Origin of the sequence: Rhizobium sp. P38BS-XIX, assembly GCF_012641435.1 — a bacterium.
GTDB lineage: Bacteria > Pseudomonadota > Alphaproteobacteria > Rhizobiales > Rhizobiaceae > Rhizobium.
In genome coordinates this window covers 486,706-500,808 of the sequence record NZ_JABAIJ010000002.1, presented here as the reverse complement: position 1 = coordinate 500,808, position 14,103 = coordinate 486,706, and the positions used below count along the sequence as shown (strand labels likewise).

The window sequence follows — 14,103 nt, the reverse complement described above, 5'->3', positions numbered from 1 at the left end:
GGATCAGCCTCCAGCCGGTTGATGGACGCCGGTGACATAATCCAGTGCCCGGACCAGATAGGAGGGCAGTGCTGCTCGCAGCTCCTGGTGCTTTTGCTCTATCAGTTCGAGGTTCTGCTGCTGACGCGCCTCTGCCTCTTGCTCTGTCTCACCTGCAGTGGCCGCGACAAGTTCTGGGGTAAAACGCTGCTCGAGGATGGGGCCGAGTCTATAGGCCGTTTCGGTCTTCGATTTGTCCACCGAAATGCGGGCGTAAACGGTCAGCGCCCGCTCGGTTGGATCTGCCGGCAAATCGGCAAATGGTACGTCGGCTCCAGGCGCGGCCTCGTGGACTTCCTCGGCCAGGCCACACATCAAAAGCGAGTACTCGAATGTCCAATGATCGGAGATCTCGACGAGGACGTTCTGTCCTTGGGGGCCAAGTCGGCCTGCCACCCAAGCTGCCCTCGCCTCCGGATTTCCATCGTAATGGGATTCCCAGTACACTGCGCCTCTCGGCTTGTATTCTATGAATCCGAAAGGATTTTCCTCGGAGATTTTGGCCCCTTCTGGTCGGAGATCCATATCCCGGATGCAAACTACGGGAATGGGGAGCCAGCGGTCACGGTGTTGGTCATCGGCCATTCCAAAACGCTTGAAGATATTCGCGTAGCGGGCGAAGGCAGTGCTTCCCACGTTCACGATCGAAATGCCGTAGTCGTCCAGCGGCCGGCCGAGCAGTTTCGCTATCGTTGGCAGCAGGATGTTTTCACCGTCGCCCTCAACAATGATGACCCCTTTGGCAAAAAAGAGGTTCGCCTTGGTCACGTCGAGAAATTTCTCAAGGAAGACATAGTCCTCGTCGTCCAGTTCCGTCAGCCCCTTTCGCAAGGGAAAGGCTCTGCCTCCAGACATGATGATCAAGCTATCGAGGTCGGACTTCGATGCCAGGTTCGGACTGTGGGTCGTGAGGATGCTCTGCAGCGCTGGTTTACCGTTGCCGCCAAAGCCTTCCCGGATCGCCTTGAGAAACTTCATCTGCAACTGGGGGTGCAGGTGTGCTTCCGGCTCCTCGATGAGGAGCATCGGAAAGTCGTCCTTCTCTTCCTCAAGCAGCAGAAGCTCTGTCGCCATGAAGAGAAGATTGCTATAGCCCAGCCCTTGAATTCGCTCGTTCTCATCGATCAGCAGTTGGAGCCTCTCGAGGACGGCCCGCAGCATCTGCTTACGCTCGACTGGCCCCAGCGCGTCTAGAGCAATTCCACCGACGATTTCGATGATCGGGCTCAACGGTGTGTTGGCGAAATCCAGGCCTTTGAGCTGTGTCTTGATGCGGGCGAGGCTGTCCGCGATGCCAGGGTTTCCGAGAATTGTGACGTTCGCTTGGATGACTGCGTCGAGGAGGTTGTCGACGTGGACAACGTTCCGAAAGCTCTCGGCTGCATTTAAGACCTGGGCGAGGCGAGAGCCACGACCACCGCTCAGCTCCGCCTCAGCGTCACGCAGCGGTTTAAGATATGTCGCAGAAAGGTACTCGCGCGCCTCACGTTCTATGGACGGTCCTTCACCCAACGGGCCTGAGCGGATGTCCGAGCGAATTTGCCGTGTTCCCCTGACGACCTGCTCCGTCAGTTCGGCCGCAAGAGTAACGTACAGAGACGGCTTGCGCAGGCCGCCGACCTCTTCAAATGTCAAATGCTCAAGGAAGGCTGCCGCTTGCTGAGTGGAAAGATCGCAGAACTTGAGCCGAACTGAGAAGCGTGTTGTACCGCGGCGGAAGTCACTCTCGAGGATCCTCAACCATTCACCCGTCCTTGATGACAAGGTGTATCGGATCGCATCGACAAGCGCGGTTTTACCGGAATTATTCTCTCCGACAATGATATTCAAAGTCTTGTTTAGATCAACTTCAAGGTTCTCGAAAATACGGAAATTCTCAACCTTAACCCGTTGCAGATACATGCCTTCCCCCATGGCTCATTCCGATAGGTTTACAAAGCGCTTTTGAGAAGTCCATCATGGAAATCTACTCCGGCGGGTATCAGCGTGGCGAGAATGATTACGTCATGCTGGAAGACGAGGAGCTGGAGAACGTCGCGCTCGACAGCACGAAGACGATCGACATCTCGACCTTCACCCCTCGTGGCAGCGTTGAATGGATCTGGCTCGATACTCCCTATTACGTGTCGCCCAACGATCCGGTCGGGCAGGAAGCCTTCTCCGTCATCCGCGACGCGATGGAAGCGCAGGACATGGTAGGTATTTCGCGGCTGGTGATCTCGCGCCGGGAACGCGCCGTCATGTTGGAGCCACGTGGCAAGGGTATCGTCCTCTGGACGCTACGATATGGGGATGAAGTCCGCGATGAAGGCACCTATTTTGCAGGCATCGACGACGACGAGACGGCGGACAGCGAGATGATGCCCCTGGTACAGCAACTGATCAAGAAGCAGACGCAGCACTGGAACCCGAAGATGGTGATCGATCCGGTGCAGGATCGGCTGCTCGACATCATCGCCACCAAGAAGAAGGCGCTGAAGAAGCCGGCGAAGGCCAAGGCGAAAGCACCGGCCTCGGCGCCCGCCCCGAACAACGTCATCAACATCATGGATGCCTTGAAGAAGTCGGTTGCCGCTGAAACCCGGACCGGCAAATGAAGAGATCGGCGAAGCCCCTCCTGCAGGACGACAGTCTTTCGGCCAAATCGCAGCCGCGCCGGAAGCGCGATCCAGCGCAGCCGAATCTTCCTTTCGATCCAATGCCAGACCGGGTCGAGCCATGCCTGGCTTTGCTGAAGGCAGCCCCACCGGTCGGACCGGATTGGGTCTTCGAGATCAAGTGGGACGGGTACCGTTTGGCGATCCACATCGAGCCAAAGGGTGTTCGGATCATCACGCGCGGCGGCCATGATTGGACACATCGGTTTCCCGCGATTGCAGCAGCCGCCAGAGAGCTGGGGATCGGAACCGCCATTCTGGACGGCGAAGCTGTTGTGCTGAACAGCGAGGGTCGATCCGATTTCGGAGCGCTTCAGCGCTCGCTCGGCGGACGCGGCGGCAAGCGTGCTTCTGAGGAAGCCGTCCTCTTCGCCTTCGACCTCTTATACCTCGACGGGCACGATCTGACGAAGACCGAGCTGTCGGTCCGCCGCCATCTCCTGACCGACCTGCTCGACGGAGCCGTTGGCGCGATACAGCTTTCCGAGGAGGTGCAGGGTGACGGCGCCGAGCTCCTGGAGAACGCCCGCTCGCTTGGACTGGAAGGCATTATCGCCAAGCACCGCGAACGCCCGTACCGCTCGGGCAGGACCGGCGACTGGCTGAAGATCAAATGCATTCAGAGCGAAAGCTTCATGATCGTCGGCTACGAACAGTCAGCCACGCCCGAGGAGGGATCGGCAGCCTGCTTCTTGCCGCCCGGCGTGGCCACGACTGGATCTATGTCGGCGAAGTAGGCACGGGCTTTAAGGAAAAGGACGCAGACTACCTGAAGAAGACGCTCGACAAGCTGAAGACGAGGACGCCGGTCGTGCCGCTCAAGGGCAAGAATTACGTCTTCGCGCAGCCGACCCTGATCGCCGAGATCGAATTCCGTGGCTGGACCGACGACGGCAATCTGCGACACGCATCCTATAAAGGACTGCGTGAGATCCAGGACAATGCTGCAGTCTACGAGCTAGGCTGAGCTGATCCTGGCGGCCGTCGAACGGGCCGGTTCATTCTCGTTGCGACCGTCTGCGATCGAGATCGGAATGTTCGAGACCGAAATGTTCCAGAACGAGGTCGAGGTTACGGCGGTTGGATTTGAAGTAGACGTCGAACAGGTCCCCGACCAATGGGACACTGCCTGCCGCCGCATCGAAACCGATATTGACCAGCATCTTAAAAAGCTTGTCATTCGGCACGCCAAGCCGCCGCGCCTCGTTGACGATGTAGAGACTGATCGCAGCGCCGGCGAAGTCACCGACAACAGGCACCAATCCCATGATTGAATCTGCTCCGAAGGAAAAGCGCGTTCCGGGAATGCGCAGCGCCGTATCCATGAGCCGCGCCAACCCACGCATGCGGCGCAGGCGGGCCAGACGGTCGACATTGCGGAAATCCGTGGACTGACTATGTGCTCGTTCGTATGTCATGCCGCCGCTTTCGTCATCTTGCCGAGCCGCTTGATGGCCTGCTCCAGCGAGCGCTGTCCTTCACAATAATCCTGCCAAGCGCTGGTTTTTGCCAGAAGCGCGGGTACGGTGCGGATGGTGAAGCGTTTCGGATCGAGATCCGTCTTCACCTGGCTCCAGGTGAGCGGCATCGACACCGTGGCCCCGGGCCGGGCGCGTGGTGATAGCGGCGCCACGGCCGTCGCCATCCGGTCGTTGCGTAGGTAGTCGAGGAAGATCCGGCCATTGCGTTGGTTCTTCGCCATCTTGATCAGATAAAGGTCTGGGTTCTCGCGGGCCATCTGCAGGCAGACATCGTGTGCGAACCCCTTTGCCTCCGGCCAGCTCAGCTTCTTGCCCTTGGCCACCGCAAGCGGCGTGACCACGTGCAGGCCTTTGCCGCCGGTGGTCTTGCAGAAGCTCACGAGGCCAAGTTCTTCCAGCCGGTCGCGCATTTCCCGAGCCGCTTCCACCACGGTGGAGAAGGGAACATCCGGACCGGGATCAAGGTCGAAGACGAGACGACCGGGAACCTCCGGTTGACCCGGTTCGCAATTCCAGGGATGCAGCTCGACGCCGCCGATCTGGGCGATGGCGGCAAGGCCCTCGACCCGGTCGATCTGCAGATAGGGTTTCTTGTCGCCGAACACCTTGACCAATTCCAGCAGGTTCGATGTTCCCGGCATCGCATGCCGCTGGAAGAACTGCTCGCCGCCGATGCCATCCGGCGTCCGGATGATCGAGCATGGCCGTCCCCTGATATGCTCGATCAGCCAGGGTCCGACGGCTTCATGGTAGCGGGCGAGATCTTCCTTGGTGACCGGCACCCCGTCATTAGCATCCGGCCAGAGCGGCTTGTCCGGACTGGAGATCATCACGCCCATCACCTCGGCCTTGGCGTTCTTGCCGCGTGCCGGCCTTGATGGCTTTGTCGCGGCCGGCGTCGGGGTCTCTGTCTTCGCCGGCAATGCGGGCTTTTCCGCCTCGACTTCGGCTGCGGGTTTATCTTCCCGCAATCCCTTGAAGGCCGCCTGGCGGACGAGGCCGTCCGCCGTCCAACCGGCGAACTCAATCTCCGCGACCAGTTCCGGCTTCACCCAGACGACGTTGGGATCCTTTTTCGGCGCGCCGATCCCGGTAAACGGCGACTTAGCGGTTTCCAGCGCGCGCAGTTTGGGAAGCAGCACACCGACCTTGCCAGCGCCGTAGCCCGTGCCGACACGGCCGACATAGACGAAATGGCTACCGCGGTTGACGCCGACCAGCAGGGAACGGAACTTGCCGTTGGTCTTGGCATAGGCGCCGATGACGACTTCATGGCCGGCGCGGCATTTGGACTTCGCCCAGGTCTCGCTGCGGCCCGATTGATAGGGCGCTTGGGCCTGCTTTGAGACGATACCTTCCAGCGAGAGCTTGCAGGCTGACTTCAGGACGGCGTCGCCACCGGTTTCGAAATGCTCGACAAAACGCAGGCGTGGATCCTCGCCGGCATCATCCAGCAATCTCTGCAGCCGTTCCTTCCGCTCTATCAGAGGCAGTTGCCGTAGGTCTTCATCGCCTTCGAACAGCAGGTCGAAGGCAAAGTAGACCAGCGCGTCCGTCTTTCCTTCCGACAGTGCCGCCTGAAGCGCTGCGAAATCAGGCGCACCGTTCTCATCGAGAGCGCAGATCTCACCGTCGATGATGGCATCCGGCAGGTTTGCAAACGATGTCGCGATCGCTGGATATTTTGCCGTCCAGTCCAGGCCCTTTCGGGTCTTCAGCGTCACCTCGCCGTTTTCGATGCGCGCCTGGATGCGGTAGCCGTCGAACTTGATCTCGTGGATCCAACCCTCGGCGGAGTGCGGTCGTTCCAGCGTTTCGCAAAGCTGCGGAGGAATGAACTCGGGCATAACCGTCGTCGCTGGCTTGGCACCTTTGGCTGCGGCTGATTTCCTTCCAGTTTTGGTTTCGGCTTTGCGTTCGTCAGCAGCAAGGCCGTGGTTGCTGTCCCAGACGGCATCCGCCCTAACGTTGCCACTCTGGACCATGAACGGCTTCGGCTTTTTGCCTTTGCCGGCGGCAATCGCTTCCATGGTTCGGCCGGAGGCGACCGACGTTGCGTTCTCCTCAAGCACGGCCGCGCCATTCTCCTCGACTGAGAAGTCGTCGTGGTGCTTGATCAGCAGCCAGTTGGTGCGCTTGCCGCCGTCGCGGTCATTGCGCATCCGCACCAGAACGAAGCTGCCATGCAGCCGCTCGCCCTCCAGCGTAAACTTGAAATCGCCCTTGGCCAGAGCCTGCTCGGGCGTCTTGTTCCCTTCCGGCTCCCAGTAGCCGCGATCCCACAGCATCACCGTGCCGCCGCCATATTGACCCTTGGGGATAGTGCCCTCGAAGTCGCCGTAGTCCAGTGGATGATCCTCGACTTCGACTGCCAGACGCTTGTCGTGCGGATCGAGCGATGGACCCTTGGTCACCGCCCAGGATTTGAACACGCCATCGAGTTCAAGCCGCAAGTCATAATGCAGCCGCGTCGCGTCATGTTTCTGAATGACGAAGCGCCTGCGGTTCGACGCCTTCAGCTTCGCTGCGCCGCTCGGCTCCTGCGTTTTCTGAAAATCGCGCTTCTTCTTGTATGTCGAGAGCTTTTCGCTGGCCATGGCAGTCCCGGTACAAATCCGCCTCCAGTCACGTCTGGTTGTCACAGCGCGCGACCTTAGGAGGCAAAAAGCGACAGATTGTCGTTTTGTTCCATGGAGTTGGGCAGGGGTGGTGGACAACAGCGCCATCGGCTCTGAATGACCGACCTGGCACCGTCGGAATCGATATGCGCTCTTGGCATGACTGCGCTGCAGCAAAGTCTATTTGATAGGCGAGGAGAACCTGTATGATCCGACTATCGAAGCGATGCAATCTCCTCCCGCGTCGGTTCGATATGCAGACGTCCTACTCCTCCTCCCAAGGGCGTTTGCGGGAACAGCAACACTCCTCCTCCCAGTTGCTGTTCGGTTATTTTCGAAAAGCCTGCCGCACCTCCTCCCGCGGCAGGCTTTTTCGTTTCGAGTGTGGACATATGTCCGCTATCGCGAATTACGATTAACTGCCAAACGACACGTGTCTTCGTCGATCTCCTCGCGGCGTCACTTAATCGAGACCTGCCTCTTTAGATAGGAAGGCGAAGCAGAGACTTTTTACCTCAGTTCTTTGCGCGGCCGGGTTCAGAACAGCCAGTCGACCAGCGTTTCGCCACCAGAGACCTCAAGGACCGTGCCCGTGACATAGGGATTGGTCATCAGGAATACAGCCGCATGACCGACGTCGGCGGGATAGCCGATCCTGCGCGCCGGGAAATTGGCGCGCACCTTCTCACGGACATCTGCCGCATCTGTCGGAGACAAGAAGTTCCAGAGATCGGTGTCGATAAATCCGGGCCGAATGGCGTTCACCCTGATGGGTCCAAGTTCCAGTGCCAACGAGCGGGCCAGTGCTTCCACGGCGGCAAACGTCGAGGTGACCGCTGTCATACCGATCTTGGAGCGCGCCGCGATTCCTCCGGTCAGAAAAGTGATGGACCCATTGGAGGAAAGGTTTGGAGCCGCATATCGCGCGCATGCCCAAGAGCCAAGAAACTTGCTGTTGAGATAGCTGCGCACGCCTCGCATGTCTTCGTCCATGAATGCACCCCAGCTGCCATCGGTCGGACCCGCGGCGACAAGCAAATGATCCAGACTGCCGATAGCGTTGAAAGTGGCCCGGACGGCGTCCTCATCACTGATATCGAGCACCAGCTGCTCGAAGGGCGCCAGCTCTGAATGGTCTGCTATAGATGCTGTGCGCCGGCTTGCGACCGTCACCCTCGCTCCCGCCGCGTAAGCAGCCAGAGCCATGCCGAGGCCTATTCCTGTTTTCCCACCGACAACAACCACGTGTTGTCCGGTGAGGTCATGAGTGGGTGAATGTGGAGGCTTCAGCTCGTTCTGCGATGTGGTCATGGCAAGTTTCCTAAGAGCTATGGTTCCGGACGGTTCAGGCGATCTGCCTGAGCACGCCCCCGTCGACGCGCATGGCGGAACCGGTTGTGCCGGATGCCTGCTCCGAGCACAGGTAGACGACCATGTTGGCGACCTCTTCCGTCGTCGTGAACCGTTGCAACAGCGAGGTCGGCCGCATGGTCTTCACGAAGTTCAGTTCAGCCTGCTCTTGGGTGATACCTTCGGAGGCCGCAGTCGCTTTCATCCAGTTCGACATGATCTCAGAACTCGTCGGGCCAGGAAGTACCGAGTTGACCGTAACGCCCGTTCCGGCAACAGTTTCGGCAAGCCCCCGCGAGATCGCCAGCTGCGCTGTCTTTGTCATGCCGTAGTCGATCATATCTTGCGGGATTGCGAGGGCGGATTCGCTGCTGATGAACACGACACGCCCCCAACCGCGCTCAGTCATCTCAGGCAGGTAGTGACGAGCTGCACGAACACCGCTCATGACGTTGAGCTGAAACAGGCTCAACCAGTCTTCGTCGGTGAGATCGTAAAACGGCTTGGGATTGGCTGTGCCGGCATTGTTGATCAGGATATCGGCACTGGGAGCTTGGGACGCGAGGATGGCACCGCCTTCCTTCGTTGCCACATCCGCAACGACGCCGGTGATCCTGACGTTTGGGAAGAGCGCCTTGATCTCAGCGACCGCGGTCGCGACCCGGTCCTCTCTCCGGCCATTGATAACGACTGACGCGCCAGCACGCGCCAGACCCTCGGCGATCGCCCGGCCAATGCCAGCGGTGGATCCGGTGACAACGGCGCTGCGGCCTGCAAGTGAAATGTTCATGATCGTACTTCCTAATTGCGACGATCATTTTTCATAACGCATGCCAGAAACAGCGATAACAAACGAAATCGGTATGATATTCATATCAAAATTGAATAAATAGCGGCCGCCGAAGAGTACCACCACTCGGCTGCGCCGTTGTTTGGACAAGGTTAGAGTTCGCCTTCCAGCGAGGAGGCCAAGAAATCCGTCACGCGTCGGACCCGGGCGGAAACCAGCCGGCGTTTGGGCCAGACAAAGCTGATGTCTCTGGTGGCTTGGACGTAGTCGTTGAGGATAGTCACCACATCGGGATGCGAAAGCTCGCCGACAAGCGACGCCTTTGTGAACAGGGCAATTCCGACGCCGGCGAGCACACCTGCCCGGATCGTCTCCACACTATTGGAGGTGAGGTTACCGCACACAGCCACACTGAAATGACCCTGTGGTCCGACGAAAGGCCAATTCGCTGCCTCCTCGAAGCCGCCATATACGAGACAATTATGACGTGCGAGCTCGGCGGGCTCTGAAGGGACCCCGTGCTTTTCGAAATATTGGCGCGAGCCCACGCAAACGAGAGGGGTCTTTGCTACGCGCCTGACGACGGCGTCGGGCTCCTCGACAGCCCCCACTCTTATCACCAGATCGACCCGGTCCTCGACCATGTCCCGCCGAAGATCTGATAAAACCAGGTCCACCCGGAGATCAGGGTATTCTGACAGCAACTTCGGAATGATGGGGAGAATGTGAAGACGACCGAACGTGGTGGGTACCGCGATGCGGATCGATCCCGACATGTCGGCGCGGCTGCCCATCGCTTCTCGATTGGCGTCTTCAATCTCCTCAATCAGAGGTTTCATTCGGTCGAAATATCTTCGGCCCTGATCCGTCAGGGTGACGTTTCGGGTGTTGCGATTGAAAAGAGCGACGCCAAGGCGATCTTCAAGCGTACCGACCGCCTTGCTGACCGCCGGCTGTGACGTACCGGTTCTTCGGGCGGCTGCCGTGAAACCGCCCGTCTCGACGACAGCAAGGAACACCTCAAGCTCGGAAAGTCGATCCATCCTAGTATCCAGGATAATCGAGGGTGGTACGGCGTCCTGCCGTCCTGGCTTCTCGTTTTAGGTACATGTCAGTCCTCATAGCCTTTCGGATCATGCCGCGATGGCAGTGACGCTTCTTGCGCGCTCGGGCGCCTTAAACAACTAAGAACGGTCCTCTCTGCATCACGGACATCCGGCTCGGATCGCATCGATCACGACTCGGGTGGCAGCGGGCATATGCCGCTGATGAGAGTAACTCAGGAAGAAGCCAGGGAACGGCCTGCTCCACTCAAGCAGAAGCGGCACAAGTTTGCCTGCATGGACCAGATCATTGGCGGTATCCTCGATGCAGAACGTGATCCCGAGACCATCGGTCGCCAGTTGTAAAGCGGCGCGCCTGTCATTGACGACGATGCCAGCTGGAGGGCTGATCGAAAACCAGCGCCCGTCCTCGTAAAACTCCCAGGGAAACGGATGCTGCTGACCGGGCCACCGCCAGCAGACGCAATCGTGAGAGAGAAGATCGCGCGGTGTTTCAGGGGTGCCGTGCCGAGCAATGTAGTCCGGAGAGGCTACCGCTATCTGCCGAAGTTCTCCGCCGAGCGGCACGGCAATCATGTCCTGACTGATGACCTCGCCGATCCGCACGGCGATGTCGAACCCGCCTGCGACCGGATCCGTCACTTCATCATCGAACGTGACGTCGAGCTGGACCTCAGGGTAATTGCGGCGCAAGTCCGCCAGGACCGGCAAAATGAACTTCTCGCCTGCAGACCGGAAAGAAACGATGCGCACCGTGCCCGCTGGCCGCCCAGCCGCATCCCTGCTCTGAACCAGCGCCATCTCCATCTCGGCTACGGCTGGACGCATCCGGTCTCGCAACGCGGCTCCCGCTTCGGTCAACGCCACCGTGCGGGTGGTCCGTTGGAAAAGCTGCTGGCGAAGATCGGCCTCCAGCGCCCTAACCGTCTGGCTGGCAGCCGATGACGTGATGCCGAGCTCGTCGGCGGCCTTGGAAAAACTCAGTGTCTCAGCAACCGCTAGGAACGTACGGATGCGGGCAAAGTCGGCAGATCTCATGCCCATTACGAAGCACAGCTACGCAATCTTGTAAATATTCTCTGGATTATCGCGGCACCGGTATCGCCATAGTCTCCGCTGCGAAAGGAGATCGATATGAACCAGATCTTTGCAAACCAGGTCGTTCTGGTGACAGGCGCAGCGCGAGGAATCGGACGGGCGACAGCTTTGACACTCCAATCCAGAGGCGCACGCGTCGTCGCGACCGACGTCAGCGAAACGGTCCATGAGCTGGAAGCGCAGAACATCGTCACGCTGACCGGCGACATCGCCAACGAGGACACGGCGATCGCAAGCGTCGGCATGGCAGTGGAACGCTTCGGTGCCCTCGACATCCTCGTCAATAACGCCGGTCGCACCATGAACCGGTCCCTCGTCGATATGAGCGTTGCCGACTGGGACAGCATCATGTCGGTCAACGCGCGCGGGACCTTCCTTCACTGCCGTGAAGCCGTCCGCGCCATGCTCGCAGGGAAGGGCGGCGTCATCGTCAACGTCGCCTCGATCGTCGCTCAGGTGGCGATGAAGGACACCTGCGTCTACGCATCAAGCAAGGGTGCGATTGCGCAACTCACGAAGGTCATCGCCGTCGAATACGGCGCTCGGGGCATTCGCGCCAATGCCGTCGCCCCCGGCGTCGTCGAAACGGACATTCTCGAGGGCATCGTTTCGGACAGCCGTGCGACGCTGGCAAGCTACGGCTCCGCCCATCCGATCGGACGGGTGGGCCAGCCTCAGGACATTGCCGAAGTCATCGCCTTTCTCGCCTCTCCCGCATCCGCTTTCATGACGGGTTCGCTCGTCATGGCGGATGGCGGTTTCACTGCATTGTAAGGGACAGCAATATGCCAAGCATTCTTATTGTTGGGGCCGAACGCGGCCTCGGCCTCGGCCTTGCCGAGGCACTCAATTCTGATGGCTGGAATGTCATCGGAACAGCCCGTGGCGGCGCTGACACCACCGCGCTCGGAAAAGTCGCGCGTGTTGCCCATGTCGACGTGACACGCGCCGATCAGATCGATCCCCTGAGGGACGAGCTCAAAGGTTCCTTTGACGTCATCTTTCTGGTCGCGGGCATTTTCGGGCCTTTGCACAATTCTGTTGTCGAAGCGACCGACGCAGAATTCGCCGAGATCATGCTGACGAACTGTTTTGGGCCCATCCGGCTCGCCCATCGTCTGCTCGATCGTTTGAAGCCGCATGGTACGATCGCCGTCATGTCGTCTCATCGTGGCAGCATCGCGCTCAACACCGAGCCGGGGCTGAAGCTCGATCTTTATCGCGCCAGCAAAGCCGGCCTCAACATGCTCGCGCGGACGCTTCATGCCGATCATCCCGATCTTACCGTCCTCTCGATTCATCCAGGCTGGGCGGCGACCGCGATGGGCACCTTGGATGGCACCGTCGAGGCTGAGATTTCCGTCGAGGAAAGCGTCAATGGCATGGTGAAGGTGCTGAAGGCGCACATGGGGACGGGCGAAAACCTGTACCTCGATTGGCAAGGACGATCACTCCCTTGGTGAAAGGCATCATGCGGCTGCGGCCGAAACGTCCAAACTGTGCCGCACAGCCGAGAGCCGGTTCGATCGGCCATGGTGCTTCCGCCTCAGGGCGAAGCAATCGTTTCAACCACCCGACAATCTGAGGTTCGCTAGCTCGGCAGAGATTCCGCTGGCGAGCGATATGGGGCATCCCCAGTAGTCGTAAATACCTCCACGGTCGCTATCTTGTCCGCAGATCACGAAGACGCCGGTGCCAAATTTGTTTTTCAAGTGCGATGCGAGCCAGCCGACAAAGCCGCTGTTGTCTTCCCCTGGAGGGAAATGAAAGCTGAAGATCTGGAATTGCTCCCCGCCGCCTTTCACGGGGACCAATTGGCTCCAGCAGTGTTCGTTCCGAATGATGGCAAGCGCCTCAGGTGAAACCTGCGCTGGAAACCCATCCAGATCGAACTCCACGAACCCATATGGCCGCTCGAATGTCCTGAGCGTCGTTCGAGGCATGAGGCGCCTGAGCCGTGCGTCGGTTTGCTCGGGTGTTTCGAGGGAGATGTCGACCATATTCCGCCTGCCAATGATGTCGTTGAAGCTCTTCACTTCCAGCTGGCCTTGGAGGCTAATGCCTGTTGAGATATCACGGTAGGCAGAATTCATGGAAACCAGAGTTTAACGATCGATGATATCAGACGCCTTTGATCCCCGACTCCTGAAAGCATTCGTCTCTGTCTGTAGGCATGGAAGCATCAATCGAGCGGCGGCCGAGGACGGTCGTGCTCAATCAGCGCTCAGCACTCAGATCAAGCGACTGGAGGAGATGGTGGGTAAGCAACTGCTTCGTCGAACAGGAAGAGGCGTGATACCGACTGACGCTGGAGAAGTCATGCTGGCGTATGCAAAGCGGATCATCTTTCTGGGAGAGGAGGCCGCGGCACGCTTCCAGGAAGCGGAAGTCGCAAGTGAGCTCAGGATCGGACTGGCAGAAACGATCGCAGTCAACACCTTGCGGGCGGCACTTGGCAAAATTCGCCGCGCCATGCCAACACTTCAGCTGAGCGTGACCATCGACCATGGCAGCGGGATCGCTCAACGTTGGGCGGATGGCGCCCTGGATATTGCGATTGCCACGTGTTCTGCATTTTCGGCAGATCCGCTTGAGGTGTGGGATGTGGATCTGCATTGGGTCTGTGCGATTGACGCGACCATTGATGTCGCGCGCCCATTGGACCTCATAGTCTATGCTGAGCCATGCGCTTGGCGACGGACCATGTTTGAAAAATTGATGGACGCCGAACTCGAATTTCGTATCGCTCTGACAAGCCACAATGCTGCAGCTATGACTGCCGCGGTAGAGAACGGGCTCGGCCTGGCACTGTTGACACGAGAGAGTATCAATCCGCGAACCATGCGGGTGGTATCTTCCATGTTCAAAGGCGCTTCTCCAACCGTGAAGTACGGCCTGTACACAAACAGCAAACGATCTTACGCGACGGACAGAGTGATCGATCTGTTGCGGCAAAGCATTCTATCGCTTTCAGATCGGGCTGCAGCGACAGTCTGATACCCTGTT

The 14,103-nt window shown here is 59.1% G+C and carries 11 protein-coding genes and 3 pseudogenes; 6 read left to right on the top strand and 8 right to left on the bottom strand.

Annotated features, from left to right (window positions below; genetic code table 11):
• Positions 1–3 precede the first annotated feature (3 nt).
• A complete protein-coding gene (locus HGP17_RS11515; RefSeq protein ID WP_246704027.1) occupies positions 4–1,953 on the bottom strand; it encodes an AAA family ATPase in 1,950 nt (649 codons plus the stop codon).
• A gap of 62 nt (positions 1,954–2,015) precedes the next feature.
• Between HGP17_RS11515 and HGP17_RS11510 the strand changes: the two are divergent.
• A pseudogene (locus HGP17_RS11510) lies at positions 2,016–2,636 on the top strand (Ku protein); the annotation flags it as partial.
• Positions 2,633–3,663: pseudogene (gene ligD, locus HGP17_RS11505) on the top strand (non-homologous end-joining DNA ligase). The pseudogenes HGP17_RS11510 and ligD (HGP17_RS11505), both read left to right, overlap by 4 nt.
• Before the next feature lie 31 nt (positions 3,664–3,694).
• Here the strand turns inward: ligD (HGP17_RS11505) and HGP17_RS11500 are convergent.
• The 6 genes from HGP17_RS11500 to HGP17_RS11475 form a co-directional block, all read right to left on the bottom strand.
• Complete coding sequence (locus HGP17_RS11500) at positions 3,695–4,114, bottom strand: DUF4112 domain-containing protein (RefSeq protein ID WP_168808930.1); 420 nt, start codon at positions 4,112–4,114, stop codon at positions 3,695–3,697.
• Complete coding sequence (ligD, locus tag HGP17_RS11495; RefSeq protein ID WP_168808927.1) at positions 4,111–6,774, bottom strand: DNA ligase D; 2,664 nt, start codon at positions 6,772–6,774, stop codon at positions 4,111–4,113. Before ligD (HGP17_RS11495) ends, HGP17_RS11500 begins: the two co-directional genes overlap by 4 nt.
• 558 nt (positions 6,775–7,332) lie before the next feature.
• Positions 7,333–8,106 carry an SDR family oxidoreductase gene (locus tag HGP17_RS11490; protein WP_168808925.1) on the bottom strand — a complete coding sequence of 258 codons (774 nt, stop codon included), beginning with the start codon at positions 8,104–8,106 and terminating at the stop codon, positions 7,333–7,335.
• Positions 8,107–8,140: 34 nt separating this feature from the next.
• On the bottom strand, positions 8,141–8,935 hold the full coding sequence (locus tag HGP17_RS11485; RefSeq protein WP_168808923.1) for an SDR family oxidoreductase: 795 nt from the start codon (positions 8,933–8,935) through the stop codon (positions 8,141–8,143).
• A gap of 152 nt (positions 8,936–9,087) precedes the next feature.
• Entirely contained in the window at positions 9,088–9,978 is an 891-nt protein-coding gene (locus HGP17_RS11480; RefSeq protein WP_168808921.1) for a LysR family transcriptional regulator, read from the bottom strand.
• Positions 9,979–10,140: 162 nt separating this feature from the next.
• Complete coding sequence (locus HGP17_RS11475) at positions 10,141–11,037, bottom strand: LysR family transcriptional regulator (protein WP_246704026.1); 897 nt, start codon at positions 11,035–11,037, stop codon at positions 10,141–10,143.
• Between the two features lie 96 nt (positions 11,038–11,133).
• Here HGP17_RS11475 and HGP17_RS11470 point away from each other — a divergent pair, with 96 nt between their 5' ends.
• Both HGP17_RS11470 and HGP17_RS11465 read left to right on the top strand, forming a co-directional pair.
• Entirely contained in the window at positions 11,134–11,871 is a 738-nt protein-coding gene (locus HGP17_RS11470; RefSeq protein ID WP_168808919.1) for an SDR family oxidoreductase, read from the top strand.
• A gap of 11 nt (positions 11,872–11,882) precedes the next feature.
• Positions 11,883–12,560 (top strand): SDR family oxidoreductase, encoded by a 678-nt coding sequence (locus HGP17_RS11465; protein ID WP_168808918.1) that lies wholly within the window; start codon positions 11,883–11,885, stop codon positions 12,558–12,560.
• Positions 12,561–12,662: 102 nt separating this feature from the next.
• Here the strand turns inward: HGP17_RS11465 and HGP17_RS11460 are convergent, their stop codons facing one another.
• Positions 12,663–13,190, bottom strand: coding sequence for a DUF6196 family protein (locus tag HGP17_RS11460; protein WP_205925924.1), 528 nt, complete (start codon positions 13,188–13,190; stop codon positions 12,663–12,665).
• A gap of 22 nt (positions 13,191–13,212) precedes the next feature.
• Between HGP17_RS11460 and HGP17_RS33610 the strand changes: the two are divergent.
• Positions 13,213–13,401 (top strand): annotated as a pseudogene (locus tag HGP17_RS33610) (LysR family transcriptional regulator); the annotation flags it as partial.
• A 15-nt stretch (positions 13,402–13,416) separates the two neighbouring features.
• On the top strand, positions 13,417–14,094 hold the full coding sequence (locus HGP17_RS11455; protein ID WP_246704065.1) for a substrate-binding domain-containing protein: 678 nt from the start codon (positions 13,417–13,419) through the stop codon (positions 14,092–14,094).
• Positions 14,095–14,103: the final 9 nt, after the last annotated feature.